Below are 19607 nucleotides of genomic sequence, written 5' to 3'. Positions count from 1 at the left end.
GGAAATTTTGAGATGGTAGAAATTATTTGGAAAGACGACTGCGCGGTTCTGACAGGCGAACAGATGGACCCGGCGCTGATTTTCAACTGCGGGCAGGCCTTCCGCTTTGAGCAGGAAGAGACCGGCGCTTACCGGGGCATCGCCTATAGCAGACAGATTTGGTGCAGAAAAACCCCAAACGGCATGGAGCTTTTTCCGGTTACGCCAGAGGAGATGGAGGCAATCTGGAAGGGCTACTTTGATCTGGATTTCTGCTACCCGCCGGAAGATGCGCGGTTTTCTTCGGATGCTGTTTTGCGGGAGGCGGCGCAATGCTGCGCCGGGCTTCGGATTTTGCGCCAGGAGCCTTTTGAGACGATCATTACCTTCATCTTATCCGCCAATAACAACATTGCGCGCATTCGGGGGATCGTGAAAAAACTGTGTGAGCTGGCAGGCGAGCAGATTGCGCCGGGCTGTTTTGCTTTTCCAGCGCCTCAGGCTTTGGCTGGGCAGAGCGAGGAGGCGCTGCGGGCGTGCGGCGCGGGATATCGGGCGCGGTATGTGCTGGAGACGGCGCACAAAGTGGCAGAGGAATATGATTTGGAGCGGTTTTACGGGATGGACTATGCCGCGGCCAGAGCCGAGCTTTGCACTTTGAGCGGCGTTGGCCCCAAAGTGGCAGACTGCATTTTGCTCTTTGCCTACCAGAAGCGGGAGGCGTTTCCGGCGGACATCTGGATCCGGCGGATGCTGGGGAAGCTATACAAATTTGAGCCAAAAAACGATGGGGAGATTTTGCAGTTTGCATCCGAGCATTTTGGAGCGTACGGCGGGCTGGCCCAGCAATACCTCTTTCACTATATGCGCACCCAGGCCAAGCGGAAGGAATAGAAATTAAAATTTGTCAAAAAACGGCGTATCGTGTATAATAGGCACGAAACAGTGAAAAAAGGGCTTTTTGCAGCCTTTCAAATATATTTATAGTTTAAGAGGGGATTTTTATGAAGCTCGACATCGATACGCACACGCATACCGTGCTTTCCGGCCACGCCCATTCCACACTTCTAGAGAACATTCTGTTTGCAAAGAAAAAGGGGCTGAGCGGCATCGTCGTAACCGACCACAGCGGCGGCATGGAGGGCGTGCAGACGGCGGCCTGCGTGGGTCTGCTGCGGGATGTGCCGCAGGAATATGAGGGTATCCGCATTTACCGGGGCACGGAGACGAATATCGTAAACCAGAAGGGCGAGGTGGATATGCCGCTGCGCTATTTGCAGTTTGTGGAGTTCGCCATCGCATCACTGCACGACAATGTCATCTGCTCGGTGGATCAGGCGCATGATACGGATGCGATGATTGGGGCGCTGAACAACCCATATATCGATATTATCGGCCATCCGGGCAATCCGTTTTTCAAGATCGATATTGAGGCGGTCGTCCTGGCGGCGAAAAAGCAGAATAAATTGATTGAAATCAATGGGCATTCCTTTACGGCCAGAAAAGGGAGCCGCCCCAACTGCCAGAAATTCGTCCAGCTTTGCAAAAAGCATGGGGTGCGCATCTCTGTCGGGACGGATTCGCACAACTGCTTCTGCATCGGCGAATTTGGGCCTGCGCTGGAAGAGATTGAGGCGGCGGGCTTCCCGGAGGAGCTCATCGTCAGCAGGACGAAGGAGAGTTTCGAGGCCTATCTGGCAGAGCGGCAGGCGCGCATTGAGGCGCTTGCGGAATAGTGTTTATTCACTGCACTTATTGCAGAATTTATGATGAATTTCCAAGGAGGAACTTATGAGAGAGTTTGTGGTTATGGCGGATTCGGATTCCGAGATCCCCTACCAGTATGCGGATGCGCATGAGCTCCCGGTTTTTTTGATGCCCTACACCATTGACGGGCAGGAGGCGCTTTTTGATCTGGGCAGAGCGACGGATTTCAAGGGCTTCTACGACAAGCTGAGGGCAGGGGCTGAGGCATCCACTGCCACGCGCCCGCCGCTCGACATTCAGAACTTCTTTGAAGAACAGCTGGCGCAGGGCAAGGATATTTTATACATCAGCTTTTCTTCCGGGCTTTCGGCGCACTATGATTTGGTGCAGGTCGCCAAAAAAGCTGCGCTGGAAAATTACCCGGATGCGCGCATCGAAACGATAGATTCGCTGGGCATTGCCATGGGCTCCGGTCTTCTGGTCTGCCATGCGCAGAAGATGAAGGAGCAGGGGGCAAGCCTGGATGAGATCAAAGAGTGGGTGGAACAGCATAAGCTTAACGCGCTGCACTTCTTCTCGGTGGATAGCCTGAAGCATCTTCAGCGCACGGGCCGGCTTTCGGCGGTTTTATCCGTGATGGGCTCTCTGCTGGATCTTAAGCCGATTTTAACGGTAACCAAAGAGGGGAAAGTCGTCTCTTTTGATAAAGTCAAGGGCAGGAAGAAAGTCATCCGCTATCTGGCGGATTTGGCGGAAAAGAACTATGACCCGGAGATTTCTACTGAGCTGGCGGTAGTCTGCCACGCGGATAATCTGGAGCAGGCGCAGGCGCTCAAGGAAGAAATGCAAAAGCGTATGAAGTTCGATGAGATTTGGCTTTTGGATATTGGGCCGGTCATTGGCGTTCATGCGGGGCCGGGGGCACTTGCCATGCTCATGCTGGGCAAGGAGCGCCCGCTGTAAGGCGATAAGAAGAGAGGCCGCAGTTGCGGCCTCTTTTTCTTTGCGGGATATATGGCATGGCCGCGTTAGATAACGCGCAGGTCTACCTGCAAGGAGAAAATATGGTTTATTATCTAAAGGGAACATGCCTGCGGCAGATAGCGCAAATAAGATAATATCTTGATCTTGCGCTATGCCGGCAAGGCAGGAAACGGAGGATAATATTTTGTTTCGAATCGACAATGAGCTAAAGGGTGCAAACCTATCGAGGAGTATCCGCTTTCCCGAGGCGCTCTTTGAAAAACTCAACCGAGCGGCATGGCATTATGATGTTTCCTTTAATTTGCTGATCCTTCAATGCTGCAAATATGCCTTGGAGCATATGGAGCCGTGGGAATGAAAAAGAGCGGTGAATCCTTAGATGACTTTTTATTTGCCCGCAGATTTGATATAATAGAGTCAGAAAACCGAAGGAGAACGACATGGCGCATAAAGCATTATACCGGCGGTTTCGGCCGCGCCGGTTTGAGGATTTGAAGGGGCAGGAGGTAGTGGCGACGGTGCTCAAAAACCAGGTGAGCGCGGGGGAGCCCTCTCATGCCTATCTGTTTTCCGGGCCCCGGGGCACGGGCAAGACGAGCACAGCCAAGATTCTGGCCTGCGCGCTCAACTGCCTGAACCCGCAGGATGGGGAGCCTTGCCTGGAATGCGAAAACTGCAAGGCCGCGCTGGAGGACGCGATGATCGACATCATCGAGATGGACGCGGCTTCCAACAACAGCGTGGAAAATGCCCGGGATATTCGGGATAAGGCAGGGCTGCTGCCGGCAAAAGGAAAATACAAGGTTTACATCATCGACGAGGTGCATATGCTGACGGGCTCTGCCTTCAACGCGCTGTTGAAGACGCTGGAGGAGCCGCCGGCGCATGTCGTCTTTATTTTGGCGACGACCGAGCTGGCGGCGCTGCCAAAGACTGTGCTTTCCCGGTGCCAGCGGTTCGATTTCAGGCGCATTGAAGAAGGAGATATTGCCGCAAGGCTGGAAGAAGTCGCACAGAACGTGGGCGTCAAGGCGCAGAAAAGCGCGCTCATGCAGATTGCCGCCGCCTCGGACGGTGCGCTGAGAGATGCGCTGACCATTCTCGATCAATGCTGTTCCTTTTCCAGCGAGATTGATGAGGAACTAGTCTCCCAGGTTCTGGGTTACGCCGGTTATACGGCGCTCTACGCCCTGATAGCGGCCATGGCGGAATATGATGAGCGCGCCGCGCTTGCACAGCTGACGGCCATTTTAGACGGCGGAATCGAGGCCGGTATTTTGGTGGGGCAGATGCTGGACTGTTTTCATAAGATGTTGTTAGAGGCTGTTTCAGGGGCGGAGGAGCAGAGCCCGCTCTGGCAGGCCGGCGGCAAGATGGGCAAAAAGACCTTGCTGCGCGGGGTTGAGATTTTTTCGGCGGCACAGGGCAGCATTCGGTTTGCGGCAAAGCCGCAGATTGTGCTGGAGAGCGCGGTATTGCGCTTCCTGCTCCCGGAAGGGGAGACGGACAGCTCGGCGCTGGAATACCGCATTGAAAAGCTGGAGCGCAAGCTGGCGCAGCTGGAGCAGGGCGGCGTTGCTGTTGGAGTGAGCAGTGCAAGGCCAGCGGCGGCGCAGGCAGAGCAGAAAAAGCGGGTAGAACCTAAGGCGGCGCAGGTGGAAGAGCCGGCGAGGGAAAGTGAGCCCAAAGCGGAAATCCCGGAAACTCTGCCGGAAGAGGGGGAGGCATGGAAGGCCATGCAGAAATACTGCGCCAAGAACCCGAGCGCCAAGCCGTTTTTGAGCGGAATGCGGCCGGTGGCCGAGACGCGGATGCAGCTGACGCTGGCCGGCGGTAACCCGGCGATGCTTCGCATGTTTGAGGGCAGCGGACTCAAGGCGGAGATCGAGAAAGTGCTGGAAGAGCAGCTGGGCAGGAAAATCGGCCTGCAGATTCAGCAGGAAAGCGCACAGGAAGAGTTGTATCAGGAAGACACTATTGATATAATAGATTAAAACGAGTAAGGAGTTTTTGAATATGGCAAAGAGAAGCGGAGGATTCCGGCCGGGTATGGGCGGCGGGATGCAGAATATGATGCAGCAGGCGCAGAGAATGCAGGCCAATATTGCGCGGGTGCAGGAAGAGCTGGAAGAGAAGGAAGTGGAGGCCAGCGCGGGAGGCGGCGTCGTCAGCGCGGTGGTATCTGGCAAGAAAGTGCTCAAGAACCTGACGATCGCGCAGGAAGTTGTGGACCCGGACGACATCGAGATGCTTCAGGATCTCATCATCGCGGCCGTCAACGAGGCGATGGCCAAGGCGGAACAGCTCTCGGAAGAGGAGATGGCGAAAGTTACCGGCGGGATGAACCTTGGGGGGCTATTTTAGGCATGTTTGGAATTGAGGCCATGAATAAGCTGGCCGAATGGTTTGCCCGGCTTCCGGGCATCGGCCCCAAGAGTGCGGCGCGGCTGGCTTATCATGTGATCGATATGGAGCCGGAGGAAGTCAAGGCATTTGCGCAGGATCTCTATGCGGCGCGGCTGGCCGTGCGCTACTGCTCGGTCTGCGGCAATTTGACGGATCGGGAAAAGTGCTACATTTGCGAGGATGACCGGCGGGATACCGGCACGATTTGCGTCGTGCGGGATTCCAGAGATGTGATGGCCATCGAACGGGCAGGGGAATATCGGGGCGTTTACCACGTGCTGGGCGGGACGATCTCTCCGCTGGACGGCATTGGCCCGGACGATCTGCGCATCAAGGAACTGCTGAACAGAGCCAAAGAGGGCGTACGAGAAGTGATTTTGGCGACCAACCCGGACGTTCAGGGGGAGGCGACGGCCGTCTATCTCTCTCGGCTATTGACGCCGCTGGGCATCAAAGTAACGCGCATTGCTCATGGCGTGCCTGTGGGCGGCGAGCTGGAATACACAGACGACGTTACGCTGATGAAATCCATCGAGGGGCGCACGGAGTTCTAAAAGAATATTTTTGGAAAAATTGGAAAGAATCACCTGTAAGGCAAATATATATAGTGCAGGTGATTTTTTATGTTTGAAAACAAAATGGAAAAACAGGATATGAGGCTCAAGGAGGAGGCGCGCCGGGCACTGGCCGCGTGGAAAGCGGCAGAGGAATTTTTAAACCATGCTTCGGATCCTGCGCTGGTGGATTTCGCGATCTACGATCTGGAGGCGGCGAAAAAGAAATACCTTTATTTGCTGGGCCTATTGCGCCAGGATATGAAGAGCGCGAAGCTTCGGGAACCGGAACCAGCGCTATTGGAACAGCAAGAGCAGGCATGATGTGAGATAGAGGAGGGGGCTGACGCATGAACTGGGAAGCAGTGATATACTTTGCCATTGGGCTGGCATTGCTCTATTTGATTGGAACATTACTGCTTTCGATGAAATGGCTCCTGCGGCTGCTCTTCAACTCGATTTTAGGCGGTGCGGCGCTGGCGCTGCTCAACCTGATTTTGGCGCAGTTTTCCATCGGCATTGCGCTGACGCCGGTCAACGCGATGATTGTCGGCCTGCTCGGCCTTCCGGGCGTTCTACTGTTATTTTTGATCCGCCTGATTTTGCTTTAATCCCGTTTTTTGCTATAATAGAGGCAAGAGAAACGGGAGAAAAGCGGGAAATGTATCGAAACTTTCGAGAGGTTTATGAGGCGGCGCAAAACTGCCAGGCCTGCGCTCTGGCAAAGACGCGAAGGAACGTGGTTTTTGGAGAGGGAAGCGCGAAATCCGGCGTGATGTTCATCGGCGAGGGGCCGGGGGAGCAGGAGGATAGGACAGGCCGCCCCTTCGTGGGCCCGGCGGGGCAGCTTTTGGACAAGATGATCGCGGCCATTGATTTAAGGCGGGAGGATGTCTATATTGCCAATATCGTCAAATGCCGCCCGCCTTATAATGCCGATCCGAAGCCGGAATATGCCCAGGCCTGCATGGGGTATCTGCGCGAACAGGTGCGCTATGTGCACCCGAAGGTGATCGTCCTGCTGGGGCGCATCGCCTGCCAGAATCTCCTGGGGGAAAAGCAGGGCATCACGCGGCTGCACGGGCAGGTTTTCCGGCGCAAGAGTTTTGTGCTCATTCCGACATATCATCCCTCTGCGCTGCTGCGCAACCCGGATCTCAAGCGGGATGCCTGGGAAGATTTCAAAATAATTAAAAAAGTGCTGGAGGAAGGCGTATGAATCTTTCCTGGCAGCACAAGCGATTGCAGACGCTCGCCCAGGGGAAGGGGGAGCTTGTTTTGGGTTCTGGGAATCAAAGCGCGCAGATCATGCTCATCGGAGAGGCGCCGGGCAGGGAGGAGGTGCAGGCTGGGCGGCCGTTCGTGGGCAAGGCAGGCAGAAACCTGGATTCCTTCTTAGAGGCGACGGGGCTGGCCCGGGAGGAGCTTTACCTGACCAACGTCGTGAAATTCCGGCCGGTGCGCATCAGCCCCAAGGGGACGGCCTCCAACCGGCCGCCCACGCAGCAGGAGATCGCGCTTTGCACTCCTTATTTGAAGGCGGAGATTGAGCAGGTGAGCCCGCGGCTGATTCTGACTTTGGGCAATATCGCCTTGCAGGCTATGCTGGGAAGGGAGGCCAGGATTGGGCAGTATCACGGGAGGGAAGCGCTGACGGCGGACGGTAAAACTGTTTTTGCGCTCTATCACCCGGCCAGCATTATTTACAATCCGAAATTAAGGCAGACATATGCCGAGGATTTGGCCCGGCTGCGCGCTTATTTGACAAAAAGGGACAAATCGGCTAGTATAGAGGAATTAAAGCGGGAGGCAGAAGAATGGAACGAAAAAAGGTGATATACCTCGTTATTATCGCAGTGCTGTCGACAGCGCTCATTGCTTCACTGCTCACTTACTACTTCACGACCAAAAGCATCGAACGCGGCGAGCTTTATTTGAAAGGCCAGAGCTATGAAGAACTGATGAAGTATTTCGAGCTGGAAAAAGTCAAGAGCATGATAGACGAATACTATATCCGCGATGTGCAGGCAGAAGAGCTTCTAAATGGAACGCTTTCCGGCATGGTGGAGCACTTGGGAGACGGGCATTCCGCCTTCTATACGGAGGAGGATTACCGCTATTTCGATGAAAAGAGCGCAGGGAGCTATATTGGCCTTGGGATGCTGCTGCGCAAGGATGGAGATGATTACCCGGTTGTGCGGCAGGTTTTCCCGGGCACGCCGGCATATGATGCGGGAATTGCGGCAGGGGATCGGGTTCTTCGCGTGGATGAGAAGGACACGCGCGATATGGATATTGACGGCGTTTTGGGCCGCATCCGGGGCATTGAGGGCACGAAGGCCAAGATTACACTGCAATCCGGCCAGGAGAGCAGAGAGGTTGAGCTGCCGCGTAGGGTAACGGACATGCAGATGGTCATGACGGATATGGTCAATGCGAAGGTGGGATACGTCAATATCGTGGAATTTTCAGGCAGCGCTGTGGACGATTTTAAGAAGGCCATTGCGGCGATAGAGGGCGAAGGCGCTCAAGGGGTGGTTATCGATTTGCGGGGTAACCAAGGCGGGAATATCAGCCAGGCGATGGAGATCGCCGACCTGCTTTTGGATGAGGGGCAGATCGCCTATGTGATGGGAAGGGAGAAGGTGAGCATCACATGGAAATCCTCTAAAAGCGTGGATTACGACAAGCCGATTGTCATTCTGACGGATGGGCAGACGGAAGGCGTGAGCGAGGTATTTGCCGCGGCATTGCAGGAGCGCGGCAGGGCGCAGGTTTTGGGCGGAAAGACCATGGGCAGAGCGGTTATGACTTCCTTCTTCGAAGTGCCCTCTACGGGAAATGTGGTCAAGCTCGTAACGGGAAAATACTGCACGGCAGGTGGGGCAGAGATCGATAAAAATGGTGTGATTCCGGATGTGGAATACAGCGATGCGGATGCCGAGGAGCAGATGACCATTCTTGCAAAAGCGGCAGAGTTGCTTGGGATGCAATAAGCAATAAGAAAAGCTGGCAGAGAACCTGCCAGCTTTTTTGTTTAGAGCTGAATGGATTTTGTCGCGACGGCGCTGCAAAACGCGGCATCATGCTCGACAAAGAGCATGGTTGGCGCATACGCGGCGATGAGCGTTTCGATTTGCCTGCGCGAATAGATATCGATAAAATTCAGCGGTTCATCCCAAATATAGATATGCGCGCTCTCGCACAGGCTTCTGGCGATGAGCACTTTTTTCTTCTGGCCGCCGGAAAATTCCGCCATATCCTTTTCAAACTGCACTCTCTCAAAATCCATTTTGCGGAGCAGAGCTTTGAACAGGCTTTCATCGATCTGGTTTTCCCGCGCATAGGCAGACAGACTTCCGCACAGATGCGAAGTATCCTGGCTGACGTAGGAGAAAACCAGCCCGGAAGCGAGGGAGAGCGTTCCGGTATGCTGGATGGGCGAGCCCAGAATCAATTTGAGCAGACTGCTTTTGCCGCTCCCGTTTTTGCCTTGCAGGGCGACGCGATCGCCTTGCCGGATCGCGAAGGAGAGGGGAGAGCAGACGGCTCCGCCGCCATAGACAGGGGCGACCTCATCAAAGCGGGCCAAAATGCCGGCGTGATGCACCAGCGGATGCAGCTTCAGATTTTCTGCGCTCTCCGCATTTTTGAGCAGCTGGGATTTTTGCTCGATGGCCTTTTCCTGCCGCGCCTCGATGGCTTTGGAGCGCTTCATCATCTTTGCGGCTTTATGCCCGACAAAGCCCTTGTCTGCTGCGCCGCTTTTGGATGCCTCCACGCGATCCGACCACACGGCGCTTTGCCGGGCGGAGGCTTTGAGCCTTTTGATATCGCGCCTGAGCCGTTCGTTTTGCGCGGCCTCGGCTTCCTGCTGATGGCGGAAGTTTTCCATCCAGGAGGAGAAATTGCCGCTCTGCACCTGGATATTGGCTCGGTTCAGGGCGAGGATATGATCCACGCAGGAATCAAGGAAACGGCGATCGTGCGAGACCAAAATAAAGCCCTTTTTCTTTTGCAAATAAGCGGCGACGATTTCCCGGGCCTTGGCATCCAGATGATTGGTTGGCTCATCGATGAGCAGGAAGCGCCCTTGCTTTAGAAAGAGCGCGGCCAGCAGTGCCTTGGTTTGCTCGCCGTTTGAGAGCGTCTCGAACGGACGCCAGAGAATCTGCGCATCGACATCCAGATAGGAGAGCTCTCGGAGCAGCTCCCATTCTTCGGCCATGGGGCAGACTGCCCAGAGCGCGTCGATAGTGAGCTGGCTTGGATCTGAAATGGAATAGGGGAAATAATCAAATGGAACCGAAGAGATGATTTTACCGCTATACTCGTATTTGCCAAGCAGGAGATTGAGAAACGTGGTCTTTCCCCGGCCGTTTCTGCCGACAAAGCCCAGCTTCCAATCGGTATCAATTGTGAAGCTGACGTGTTCAAAAATAGGGTCGTAACTGGAAGAATAGGAAAACGATAAATCTTCCACTCGAATCATTGACATAAATGCATTACCTCCTTTGCCTTTTTGGGGCAAACGCGGCACTGCGGTGATTGGAGAGGGGGGATTCTATCTCACCTGATGCCGCTGCTATTTGCCGTAAACTGTAAGAATCAGGCGCATGTTCCAGGTCCTCCATTCAAAGATTTGGCCGGCTGCTTTTGGGCAGGAGACCGATTTGATTATAGCACAGGGCGCTTGCCAGGGCAATGCAGGCGAAAGCAAAATTTGGAGGTTTTGCAGTGAACGAAAAAAGCCGAAGGAAATTTTCCTTCGGCTTTGAAGTTTAGACGGGGGGTTAAGGGCTGGACGATGGGGAAGGCTCCGGGGAGGACGAGTCGCTAGGCGATGGAGACGGCGAGGTGCTGGGCGACGGCGATGGGGAAGGCTCGGCAAAGGAGGCCTGCATTTCGCGTTTCGCGGACAGCAAATTATTCGTCGCCGCCTGAATTGCCGCGACGGATTTGGTATCCTCGCTGGCATTGAGCGCGTTTCTTACGGCGGTAATCAGCGAGATCAGGCGGTTCTTCTGGGTCTGGCTCAAGCGCCCTTCGGTATATAAGTAGAGCTCAGCCTCTTCGATGGCAGCATTTGCCTCGGAAATGGCCGTGGGCATTCCGGATTGCTCCAGCGCCCATTGCTCGGTATGCACCGGGCATTCGCCTGTGGGCGGGGCCTCCGGAGAATCATCGGAAGAAGCGCCGGTAACCAGGTTGGGGAAAATCCCGGCAAGAGATTCCTCGCCCAGCTGTGCATACGGGCTATCCCCCGGGATGACGACACCGCTGACGCTCTGAATCGAAGTTTCGGGGCAGTAGGGCCCGGGCGCGCAGTTGCCCTCCGCACAGATTTTAGCGGAAGAAGAATGCATATTGCAGACTTCGGTTGGCGCATCCCCGGCGGCGAAATAGTCGGTTACCGGGGGATGGAAGGTATCGGCGCTGCATGCATCCGTGCATTTTAATCCGGAAACGCCGCAGACGGTATAGCGCGTAACGCCGTAATCCGAAGCGTCGCCCTCTAAAATGGGCCGATCCTCCTTGCCTTCCAAAATGGCCTTCATATAGCGCTGCCATAGGATAGCCGCCTTGCTGCCTTGTTGCCCGGGCATTTGCTTATATTCATCATGGCCGATCCAGAGCGAGCTGGTATAGTAGCCCGTCATGCCGGAGAAAGCGATGCCGCGGTTGCTGTGGTTGGTGCCGGTTTTTCCGGCAACGGTAAAGCCGCTGATGCGGGCGTTGGTTCCGGTTCCGGACTGCACAGCGTTTTTGAGCGCTTCTACGAGCATAAAGGCTGTGGAGGGCTTGAACACCTGACGCACCTCCTGAACATCTTCTGCATCTAGAATGACATTGCCATTCTTATCTACAACCTTTGTGAACGCCATGGGTTCGCGGTATTCGCCGCCGTTGGCGATGCAGGAATAGGCGCCGGCCATTTCCAGAGTGGAGATGCCGCTGGTTCCAAGGGCGAGACCAATGCCATCTTTATTGATAGCATCGGGGCTGATACCCAGCGCCATCAGATAATCATAGGAGGTATCGACGCTGACGTAATCCACTAAAGTGCGCGCGGCGACGATGTTGAGCGAGCTTGTGATACCTTTGCGGATGGTCGTTGGCCCATAGCTCTTGCCGTGGCTGGTGGTAGGATAGCCTTCATCCGTACCCCAGCCGGGAATGCGCGCTTTGATATTGGGGATCATGCTGCCAAGGCCAAGGCCCTTCTCAAAAGCCGGGCCATAGACAGCCAAAGGCTTGATGGAGGATCCCACAGGCATGCGGCTTTGATATGCGCGGTTTTGGAGCAGGCGCGCCGTCGGGACATCCCGGCTGCCCACCATGCCTTTGATTTGGCCGGTCTTATGATCGATGATAACAGCGGCGGCCTGGGGCTGGCGGATTTCAATCGTCGTCCCATTGGGGCCAGGCTGCTTGACGACGCTGTCTTTGGCGGAAAAACGATAGTAGCCATCGTAGTTGGCAACCGTATCCTGCAATTTATGCTGGACATCCGGATCGACCGTCAGATAGATGGAATAGCCTTTGGTGCGCAGCTCATTTTGAATGGCGGATCGGTTTTGCGCCGTATCCTCCAGGCCGCGCGCCTTGAGCAGATGCGTTACCACGTCGTGAATGCCGTACTCTACAAAATGCGGCATATCGTAAATCTCGCTGGCGGAGCTTTTCTCCAGCACGGTGAATTCGTCGTTCAGCGCCTCGTTCATCTCGTCCAAAGAAATATAGCCGGCGGTATACATGCTCTCGAGCACTTTTTTGATGCGTTTGTTCAGCTCTGTGGGATCTTTATAGACGTAATAGGCGCGGCGCGGGCTATACAGCCAGGGATACTGCGTGATGCCGGCCAGGCAGGCGCACTCGCGCAGCGTGAGTTCATTCAGCTCCTTGCCGAAATAATCCTTTGCGGCGACTTTGACGCCGTAGATCGTGCCGCCAAGGGGGATGGTATTGAGATAGGCCTCCAGAATCTGATCCTTGCTGTATTCTTTTTCCAGCTGAATGGCCAGGCTTGCCTCCTGAATTTTGCGCTTATAGGAGCGCTCGGAGGAGAGAAGCTGGTTTTTGATGAGCTGCTGCGTGATGGTGGAGCCGCCGCTGGTTTTATCGCTGGACATATTGCCGACAAACGAGCCTAAAATGCGCTTAAGATCGATGCCGTTATGATGATAGAAGCGCACATCCTCGACGGCGATAACGGCCTGCTGAAGCTGGAGAGGAATTTCATCCAAAGAGGCATATTCGCGGTTTTCCGTTCCGGAATAGGTGGTAATGAGATTGCCGTTGGCATCGTAGATATAGGAGGTCAGCGCACTATCTGCCAGCACCTCTAAATCGAGATCCGGCGTCGTCCCAAGATAGGCATTGGCGACACCGAAAACGGCGCCGATGCCCGCCGCCATAAAGACGAGCAGCGCCAGGCCGAAGAGTTTGGCTGTGGTGATGATCGTGCCGAGCACATAGGAGGATTTCTTTTTCCGCGGACAAAACAGAGACGCGGGCGCAGCTTTTTGGCTGCTGGCTTTGCTGCCCGATGCGCGAGATTTTTGGCTGGCCTGTTTCAGCTCCTTGGAGTTAAACACGATGGTGGAGCCCTCTTCCGGTTTCTGCGCGCCGGATTTGGCGGCAGGTGATCCGGATATGGGCCGGGAAGCGGAAGGCTGATTCACGCCGCCCCGAGAAAACAGCGAGGAGAAGAAACGCCTGCACTTAGAAAACAGAGCGCGGAACCAGCTTTGGATATGTTGAAAGAAACGGGATATGTTCCGGGAAAAGCCAGGAGATTTTTTTGCTTTGCTCATGGATTCCTCCTAATTAAGAGAACTTAGAATTATATACAGCATATTATAGCATAGATAGATAGGAAAGGCGAAACATTATACCGAAAATTTACAATCGCGCCCAGCTTGGCACGGCGGGCAGGAGGGGAGGGGTATGAAGAAGAAAAGAGCGAAGCGTCTGCTGGCTTTAGGCGCGCTGATGTTGTTTTTGCTGGCTTTGTATTTCTATCTCGACTGGGGGCTGCGGGAAAACCTGCTGGTGCAGGGAGAGGCGCAGCTGAACAATATTGCGATTTCCATCATGAACACATCCGTCAGCGAAGTATTGCAAAAGCACTACCCGGCCAGGGATTTGCTCAAAATAGAGAAGGATGAGCAGGGGAGAGTGGTGATGGTGAGCGCAGATGCGGCTGAGATGAACCAGATTGTCTATGAATGCGTGGAACTGGCGCAGGAGAAGATCGCGCAGCTGGAGCGGGACAAAATTCCCATTCCGCTGGGCAACGCCATAGGCTCGCGGCTGTTTTCCGGCAAGGGGCCGGATATTCGGATTGGCGTTTTGCCCATGGGCGCAGTGAGCGCGGAGTATTTCACTGAGTTTTATGCTGCGGGGATTAACCAGACGCGCTACAAAATTTACATGGTACTAAAAAGCGATATGGCGCTGGTGGTTGGCCGCTCCAGCCAGAGCGTGCATATCGAGAGCCAGGTGCTCATCGCAGATGCGATTATTGTGGGGACGGTGCCGCAGTCTTATGCGAATCTGGACGGCGCCCGGGGCTTTATCGATCTGACACCTTGAAAACTGAATGGCGATGTGATAGAATAAATCGGATTATTTCTTAAAAGAGTTGAGGTGTTTCTATTTATGTCAGGGCATTCCAAGTGGGCGACGATCAAACGCAAAAAGGAAAAGACCGATGCGGCAAGAGGCAAGGTTTTCACGAAAATTGTCCGTGAGCTTGCTGTGGCCGTGAAGGAAGGCGGAGGCCCGGACCCGAGTATGAACCCAAGGCTGCGCGATACCATTGCGAAGGCAAAGGCAAACAACATGCCTAACGATAACATCGATCGGGCCATCAAAAAGGCATCGGGCGAGCTTGGAAATATCAACTATGAAAATATCACTTACGAAGGTTATGGCGTGGGCGGAGTCGCGGTGATTATCGACGTTTTGACGGACAATAAGAACCGCACGGCGGCGGAAATCCGGCATGCGCTTTCCAAAAACGGCGGCTCGCTTGGGACGACAGGATGCGTCGCCTGGATGTTTGACGCCAAGGGCGTGATTACCGTTGAGCAGAGCGAGGGCGTTTCGGAAGAGGAGCTGATGATGACGGCTCTGGATGCAGGCGCAGAAGATTTTAACGCGGAAGACGGCGTTTATGAGATTCTGACGGATCCGGCGGATTTCTCTCAGGTGCGCGAAGCGCTGGAGGCGGCGGGATATGCGTTCCTCTCGGCAGAGATGGATAAAATTGCCCAGACGAGCGTTGAGCTGACGGCGGAGCAGCAGGAGAGCGTGGAAGCGATGCTGGATATGTTGGAGGACAATGACGACGTTCAAAACGTTTATCACAACGCCCAGCTGGATGAAGAGTAGAAAAATAATTTGGCCTTACATAACCTGCCAAACTTTGGCAGGTTTTATTTTGCCGAAACAAGGGGACTGCTATGAAAGAGATAACGGTCATTATGGAGGAAGGCTGCCCCTATTGCGAGGAGGCAGAAAAACTGATCCAAATAGTGCAAAAAGAATATCCGGAAGTGCATATCTGCCGGATTGGAAGCGATACAAAAGAGAGCGAGCCCTACGATTTCTATTTCCTGCCCGCCGGATTTATCGGCGAGAAGCGCGTTTTTCACGGCGCATGCACGGAAAAGGAAATCCGCCGGGCTTTTGAAGAGGCAAACCAGGATAAAGCAGACTAAAAATGCCATACTAACCCCAAAGGATCACTCCGGAGGGGTTTTATGATGCACAAAGAGACGAACAAAAGCAAATACAGGCAGCGCAGATGGATTACGGCGGTGCTTTTTTTGGCAGTTGCCGTTACGGGGTTTTTATACGCCAGGCGGCAGCCCGGCATGCTGGCGGAGGAGGCGGGAACGGACGGCGAGACGCTCACATTTCACGCGGAAGTTTCCCTGCGCTATCACTACGCTCTTTGCGGGCACGATATGGAGCAGGAGGCAGATGCGCGCCGCTATATTGGGCTGACACAGGAGCAGCTGGCAAAAGAATTTCCGGGCTATGCGGTGAAAAAGTTCTCTCCCGATCAGGCAATCCTGCAAAAGCAATACCCTTGCTACTGCCCAAGCCACATTCTGGCTTATTTGGAAGGGGAGGAAGTTGTGCTCAAGCAGTGCACAGCATTTGAAGAGAATTTTGAGGAGGTACAGCGCATTCGGATTCGGGTGGAGCAGCTGTCGGCAGAGGATCAGGAAGCGCTGCTGGCGGGCAAAGTGTTCGCCGATGCAAACGCGGCCAAGAGTTTTCTGGCGCCTTACCAGGTTTTTATGCAAGGCCAGCATTGAAATAGGCGCGCCGCTCCGCTATAATAATAGAAAACAAAAAAAGGCGGAGCGGGAGATGGAGCAGGTTAGGAAGCTGGCAGAGCAGGCAAAGCGGGCCAGCGAGATACTGGGAATTTTAAAAGAAGAGCAGAAAAACGCGGCGCTGGAGAAAATGGCGCAGGCTCTGCTGGATCATACGCAGGAGATTCTGGCTGCCAACGCGCAGGATCTGGAGGCAGCCCGGCAAAGGGGGACGAGCCAGGCAATGCTGGATCGGCTGGCGCTGACGGCAGAGCGGATTGCCGGCATGGCAGAAGGGATCCGCAAGGTGATCGCGCTGCCAGACCCTGTGGGAGAGGTTTTGGAAGAGTGGACAGCGCAGAGCGGCATTCGGATAGAGAAAAGGAGAGTGCCGTTTGGGGTTGTCGGGATCATCTATGAGGCGCGGCCCAACGTAACATCGGATGCGGCGGCGCTCTGCATCAAGACGGGCAATGCGGCGCTGCTAAAAGGCGGGAGCGATGCGCTGGGCTCTAACCTGGCCATTGCCGGGGTGCTGAAAGAGGCGCTTGCGGCGGCAGGGCTTCCGAGTGAGGCCATCGGGATGATTGCCGATCCTTCCAGAGAAGCGGCAAACGAAATGATGCGCATGAACGATCTGGTGGACGTGCTCATTCCAAGAGGCGGCGCGGGGCTGATCGCGGCGGTGGTGAAAAACGCGACAGTTCCCGTGATCGAGACGGGCGTGGGCAACTGCCATGTGTATGTCGATGAGAGTGCGGATTTGCAGATGGCGGAGCGCATTATCATCAACGCAAAGACATCCCGGCCTTCGGTCTGCAATGCGATCGAGAATTTGCTCGTGCACGAGGGCATTGCAGATGCCTTTTTGCCCAGAATCTTTGCGGCGCTGAGGGAGAAGGGCGTGGAGATCCGCGGGGATGCGCTCTGCCAGCGCTATGGGGCGCTGCCGGCCTCCGAGGAGGATTACCGCACGGAGTTTCTCGATTATATTATTGCAGTCAAAGTGGTGAAAGATGTGAAGCAGGCTGTGTGGCATATCAATGATTATGGGACGAGGCATTCAGAGTGCATCGTTACGGGAGATTCGGCCAGCGCGGATTACTTCACAGGGCATGTGGATGCGGCGGCGGTTTACGTCAACGCTTCTACGCGCTTTACAGACGGCGAAGAGTTTGGCTTTGGCGCTGAAATCGGCATCAGCACGCAAAAGCTTCACGCCAGAGGCCCGATGGGGCCCAGAGAGCTGACGAGCTACAAATATGTCGTCAGAGGCACAGGGCAAATTCGATAGAAGAGACAGCAAAAGGCGCGGCAGCAGCGGCGCCTTTTTTGATCTGGGCGAAATGGGATTCCATGTTTTCTCAAAAGAAAAGGCCGCACTGCCAGAGCAAACGCGGCCAGGGAAAGAAAAGACTGGCGGTTAAAACCACCAGCCCCAGCTGCTCAAAGAAAAGACCAGCCCTGCGATGATCAGCAAAGCAAAAATGGCGATGAGGCAGCCACACCCGCCGCCACCGCCGCCGTAGTAATGGCGCGGGGGACGCGGAGGCCGGGGCGGCCCCCAGAAACCGCCTGGGCGCGGGCCAAAACCAAAGCCCCAGCGAGGGCCATGGTGATGCGGAGGAGGCATGCCGGGGCCGTGATGATGCCCGGGGCCGCCGTGAAAACCGCCTGGGCCATGATGCCCCGGGCCGCCATGAAAGCCGCCGGGACCCGGCCTAGGCCCGCCGCCTCTCGGCCCGAAAACGCCGGCGCGGGGCCCTCCTGGCGATGGCCTTCCAAATCCACCCGGCCCCATGCCGCCTCTTGGCCCTCCCGGGCCTCTTCCTCCTGGTCCTGGCATTTTGATTCCTCCTGCTGTGTAAAATAAAGAAGATATGATCGTAAGTATAAAACTTTTTGGGGCATCCTGCAAGAGTCTTGTAAACATGGAAGGAATAAGCGCAGGCGGCAGCGAATAAATGTAACAGGAGGCAGGGGCATGAAAACAATCGGCATTACTTGTTCCCGGACGGATGAATACCGATCCGGGATTAGCAGAGAATATTCAGAGGCGGTGATCCGGGCGCGCGCGCTGCCTTTTTTGCTGCCCGTAACCACAGATGGGCAGGCGATTTGGGAACAGGTTTCCCGCATGGACGGCGTGCTCTTAAGCGGCGGATACGACATTGCGCCGAGCTATTACGGACAGCAGCCCCATCGGAATTTGGGCAAAGTGGACGGGATGCGGGATGAATACGAGATGAAAATCCTGGAGGCGGCGATGGCACAGAAAAAGCCGGTTCTGGGCATTTGCAGGGGGATTCAGCTGATGAACGTCTATTTTGGCGGCACGCTTTTGCAGGACGTTTTAAGCGCAGGCCCGCAGATTTTCGGGCACGACCAGACCTGCGAGCGCTATTTGCCTTCCCATGAGATTGAAATTGAGCTGGGAAGCTGGCTGGAAGGGATTTTGGGACGGCGCGCCATGGTCAATAGTTTTCACCATCAGGCGGTGGATACGGTTGCGGCGGGGTTTTGCGTGACGGCCAGAGCGGGGGACGGCATCATCGAGGCGATGGAGGATCCGGCGAGAAACTGCTATGCCGTTCAGTTCCATCCGGAGATGATGGCAGAAAGGGACAGCAGGGCACAAGCGGTATTCGACGCCTTTGCGGCGATGCTTTAGGAGGGCAGTATGTTATTTGATATTCATTCGGATCTGTTTATGGACGTAGACAACCGGCGCGCTGGGGGCAGCCGCAGCGCGATCTCGGAAAACCACAGCGAAAGGCTGAAAGAGGGCGGCGTTACCGGCATGTTTGCGCCGCTGTTTATCAACCCCTATCAAAGCGAGGAGCTTTTGCATAGGAAGGCGCGCAGCATGTTTTTGAGCATGAGCGCAGAGCTGAACGACAATCGGCAGATCGTCGCGGTGGCCAGATGTGCGCAGGATTTTTTGGATGCAGCGCAGGAGGGAAAGCTGGCGCTGATGCTGGGCAGCGAGGGGCTTTGCTATATCGGCGAGGAAATCGCGATGATCGAGGTGTTCTATCAGCTGGGGATGCGGGAAGTCAGCCTGACCTGGAACGAGGACAATGCGCTGGCCAGCGGCGCGAAGGGTGATCCCGGGCGCGGGCTGACGCAGGCGGGAGCTGCGCTGGTTCGGAGAGTGGAAGAGCTGGGGATGATTCTGGACGTTTCGCACATCAATGAAAAGAGCTTTTGGGACATTGCAAAGATCGTCAAAGAGCCCATCATGGCATCGCATTCCAACTCCTACACGCTTTGCCCACATCCGCGGAATTTGAAGGACGATCAGCTGGCGTTTATTCGGGAGATTGGCGGCGTCGTCGGGTTAAACGCATACCCGGAATTTGTGCAGCAGGAGCAGCCGCTTTGGAATATGGAGCGGCTGGCCGACCATATGGATTATATGATCGAAAAAATGGGCATTGAGCATGTCGCCCTGGGTTTTGACTTCGCGGATTATATGGATGAGGAAGATGCGCACCTTTCGGATTTTTACAGCGCGCGGCATATTCCGAAGCTTCTGGAGATTTTCCGCCGCCGGGGCTATACGCAGGCGGATTTGGACAAAATCACGCATGAAAACATTTTGCGGGTGATCCGGGCGCGGATGGGATAAGGGGAAATAAAA

20 protein-coding genes are annotated in these 19607 nt (G+C 55.1%); 18 read left to right on the top strand and 2 right to left on the bottom strand.

Features of this window, described 5'->3' with window-relative positions; genetic code table 11:
• Positions 1 to 12 precede the first annotated feature (12 nt).
• The 11 genes from AALG83_04195 (at position 13) to AALG83_04145 (ending at position 8626) form a co-directional block, all read left to right on the top strand.
• Positions 13 to 873: a DNA glycosylase gene (locus AALG83_04195; protein MEY8382352.1), complete on the top strand. Its 861-nt coding sequence runs from the start codon at positions 13 to 15 to the stop codon at positions 871 to 873.
• 110 nt (positions 874 to 983) lie between these two features.
• Positions 984 to 1715 carry a PHP domain-containing protein gene (locus AALG83_04190; GenBank protein MEY8382351.1) on the top strand — a complete coding sequence of 244 codons (732 nt, stop codon included), beginning with the start codon at positions 984 to 986 and terminating at the stop codon, positions 1713 to 1715.
• Positions 1716 to 1770: 55 nt separating this feature from the next.
• Positions 1771 to 2649, top strand: coding sequence for a DegV family protein (locus AALG83_04185; GenBank protein ID MEY8382350.1), 879 nt, complete (start codon positions 1771 to 1773; stop codon positions 2647 to 2649).
• A gap of 461 nt (positions 2650 to 3110) precedes the next feature.
• Positions 3111 to 4664 carry a DNA polymerase III subunit gamma/tau gene (dnaX, locus tag AALG83_04180; protein MEY8382349.1) on the top strand — a complete coding sequence of 518 codons (1554 nt, stop codon included), beginning with the start codon at positions 3111 to 3113 and terminating at the stop codon, positions 4662 to 4664.
• Positions 4665 to 4686: 22 nt separating this feature from the next.
• Complete coding sequence (locus tag AALG83_04175; protein MEY8382348.1) at positions 4687 to 5034, top strand: YbaB/EbfC family nucleoid-associated protein; 348 nt, start codon at positions 4687 to 4689, stop codon at positions 5032 to 5034.
• A gap of 2 nt (positions 5035 to 5036) precedes the next feature.
• Positions 5037 to 5630, top strand: a complete 594-nt coding sequence (gene recR / locus AALG83_04170) for a recombination mediator RecR (protein ID MEY8382347.1) — start codon at positions 5037 to 5039, stop codon at positions 5628 to 5630.
• 69 nt (positions 5631 to 5699) lie between these two features.
• Positions 5700 to 5954 carry a DUF2508 family protein gene (locus AALG83_04165; GenBank protein ID MEY8382346.1) on the top strand — a complete coding sequence of 85 codons (255 nt, stop codon included), beginning with the start codon at positions 5700 to 5702 and terminating at the stop codon, positions 5952 to 5954.
• Positions 5955 to 5980: 26 nt separating this feature from the next.
• Positions 5981 to 6241, top strand: a complete 261-nt coding sequence (locus tag AALG83_04160) for a pro-sigmaK processing inhibitor BofA family protein (protein ID MEY8382345.1) — start codon at positions 5981 to 5983, stop codon at positions 6239 to 6241.
• Positions 6242 to 6291: 50 nt separating this feature from the next.
• On the top strand, positions 6292 to 6849 hold the full coding sequence (locus tag AALG83_04155; GenBank protein MEY8382344.1) for a uracil-DNA glycosylase: 558 nt from the start codon (positions 6292 to 6294) through the stop codon (positions 6847 to 6849).
• Positions 6846 to 7466 (top strand): uracil-DNA glycosylase, encoded by a 621-nt coding sequence (locus tag AALG83_04150; protein ID MEY8382343.1) that lies wholly within the window; start codon positions 6846 to 6848, stop codon positions 7464 to 7466. Before AALG83_04155 ends, AALG83_04150 begins: the two co-directional genes overlap by 4 nt.
• Positions 7448 to 8626 carry a S41 family peptidase gene (locus tag AALG83_04145; protein ID MEY8382342.1) on the top strand — a complete coding sequence of 393 codons (1179 nt, stop codon included), beginning with the start codon at positions 7448 to 7450 and terminating at the stop codon, positions 8624 to 8626. The genes AALG83_04150 and AALG83_04145 overlap by 19 nt, the downstream gene beginning before the upstream one ends.
• Positions 8627 to 8667: 41 nt before the next feature.
• Here AALG83_04145 and abc-f read toward each other — a convergent pair whose 3' ends face one another.
• Both abc-f and AALG83_04135 read right to left on the bottom strand, forming a co-directional pair.
• Positions 8668 to 10128, bottom strand: a complete 1461-nt coding sequence (abc-f, locus tag AALG83_04140; protein MEY8382341.1) for an ABC-F type ribosomal protection protein — start codon at positions 10126 to 10128, stop codon at positions 8668 to 8670.
• Positions 10129 to 10423: 295 nt separating this feature from the next.
• Positions 10424 to 13315, bottom strand: coding sequence for a transglycosylase domain-containing protein (locus AALG83_04135; protein ID MEY8382340.1), 2892 nt, complete (start codon positions 13313 to 13315; stop codon positions 10424 to 10426).
• Positions 13316 to 13580: 265 nt separating this feature from the next.
• On the opposite strand from AALG83_04135, the gene yunB reads away from it, so the two are divergent.
• The 7 genes from yunB to AALG83_04100 all read left to right on the top strand — a co-directional run bounded on the left by yunB (position 13581) and on the right by AALG83_04100 (position 19595).
• A complete protein-coding gene (gene yunB, locus AALG83_04130; protein ID MEY8382339.1) occupies positions 13581 to 14228 on the top strand; it encodes a sporulation protein YunB in 648 nt (215 codons plus the stop codon).
• Positions 14229 to 14294: 66 nt separating this feature from the next.
• Positions 14295 to 15029: a YebC/PmpR family DNA-binding transcriptional regulator gene (locus AALG83_04125; protein ID MEY8382338.1), complete on the top strand. Its 735-nt coding sequence runs from the start codon at positions 14295 to 14297 to the stop codon at positions 15027 to 15029.
• 71 nt (positions 15030 to 15100) lie between these two features.
• Positions 15101 to 15358 (top strand): thioredoxin family protein, encoded by a 258-nt coding sequence (locus AALG83_04120; protein ID MEY8382337.1) that lies wholly within the window; start codon positions 15101 to 15103, stop codon positions 15356 to 15358.
• 42 nt (positions 15359 to 15400) lie between these two features.
• Entirely contained in the window at positions 15401 to 15964 is a 564-nt protein-coding gene (locus AALG83_04115) for a hypothetical protein (protein MEY8382336.1), read from the top strand.
• A gap of 55 nt (positions 15965 to 16019) precedes the next feature.
• Positions 16020 to 17258, top strand: a complete 1239-nt coding sequence (locus AALG83_04110; protein ID MEY8382335.1) for a glutamate-5-semialdehyde dehydrogenase — start codon at positions 16020 to 16022, stop codon at positions 17256 to 17258.
• 690 nt (positions 17259 to 17948) lie between these two features.
• A complete protein-coding gene (locus tag AALG83_04105) occupies positions 17949 to 18635 on the top strand; it encodes a gamma-glutamyl-gamma-aminobutyrate hydrolase family protein (GenBank protein MEY8382334.1) in 687 nt (228 codons plus the stop codon).
• 9 nt (positions 18636 to 18644) lie between these two features.
• Entirely contained in the window at positions 18645 to 19595 is a 951-nt protein-coding gene (locus AALG83_04100; protein MEY8382333.1) for a membrane dipeptidase, read from the top strand.
• The last annotated feature ends 12 nt before the right edge of the window (positions 19596 to 19607 follow it).

Source organism: Christensenellaceae bacterium 44-20 (genome assembly GCA_041223705.1).
Classification (GTDB): domain Bacteria; phylum Bacillota; class Clostridia; order Christensenellales; family Christensenellaceae; genus QANA01.
Note: the sequence above shows the minus strand (reverse complement) of the source record. Positions and strands in the feature narration are given on the sequence as shown.

Coding starts and splice junctions, on each gene's coding strand:
- AALG83_04120 (MEY8382337.1), top strand. CDS start 15,101: ATGAAAGAGATAACGGTCATTATGGAGGAAGGCTGCCCCTATTGCGAG.
- AALG83_04190 (MEY8382351.1), top strand. CDS start 984: ATGAAGCTCGACATCGATACGCACACGCATACCGTGCTTTCCGGCCAC.
- AALG83_04110 (MEY8382335.1), top strand. CDS start 16,020: ATGGAGCAGGTTAGGAAGCTGGCAGAGCAGGCAAAGCGGGCCAGCGAG.
- AALG83_04185 (MEY8382350.1), top strand. CDS start 1,771: ATGAGAGAGTTTGTGGTTATGGCGGATTCGGATTCCGAGATCCCCTAC.
- AALG83_04155 (MEY8382344.1), top strand. CDS start 6,292: ATGTATCGAAACTTTCGAGAGGTTTATGAGGCGGCGCAAAACTGCCAG.
- AALG83_04175 (MEY8382348.1), top strand. CDS start 4,687: ATGGCAAAGAGAAGCGGAGGATTCCGGCCGGGTATGGGCGGCGGGATG.
- recR (MEY8382347.1), top strand. CDS start 5,037: ATGTTTGGAATTGAGGCCATGAATAAGCTGGCCGAATGGTTTGCCCGG.
- AALG83_04105 (MEY8382334.1), top strand. CDS start 17,949: ATGAAAACAATCGGCATTACTTGTTCCCGGACGGATGAATACCGATCC.
- AALG83_04195 (MEY8382352.1), top strand. CDS start 13: ATGGTAGAAATTATTTGGAAAGACGACTGCGCGGTTCTGACAGGCGAA.
- AALG83_04165 (MEY8382346.1), top strand. CDS start 5,700: ATGTTTGAAAACAAAATGGAAAAACAGGATATGAGGCTCAAGGAGGAG.
- AALG83_04115 (MEY8382336.1), top strand. CDS start 15,401: ATGATGCACAAAGAGACGAACAAAAGCAAATACAGGCAGCGCAGATGG.
- AALG83_04160 (MEY8382345.1), top strand. CDS start 5,981: ATGAACTGGGAAGCAGTGATATACTTTGCCATTGGGCTGGCATTGCTC.
- AALG83_04145 (MEY8382342.1), top strand. CDS start 7,448: ATGGAACGAAAAAAGGTGATATACCTCGTTATTATCGCAGTGCTGTCG.
- yunB (MEY8382339.1), top strand. CDS start 13,581: ATGAAGAAGAAAAGAGCGAAGCGTCTGCTGGCTTTAGGCGCGCTGATG.
- dnaX (MEY8382349.1), top strand. CDS start 3,111: ATGGCGCATAAAGCATTATACCGGCGGTTTCGGCCGCGCCGGTTTGAG.
- AALG83_04150 (MEY8382343.1), top strand. CDS start 6,846: ATGAATCTTTCCTGGCAGCACAAGCGATTGCAGACGCTCGCCCAGGGG.
- AALG83_04125 (MEY8382338.1), top strand. CDS start 14,295: ATGTCAGGGCATTCCAAGTGGGCGACGATCAAACGCAAAAAGGAAAAG.
- AALG83_04100 (MEY8382333.1), top strand. CDS start 18,645: ATGTTATTTGATATTCATTCGGATCTGTTTATGGACGTAGACAACCGG.
- abc-f (MEY8382341.1), bottom strand. CDS start 10,128: ATGTCAATGATTCGAGTGGAAGATTTATCGTTTTCCTATTCTTCCAGT.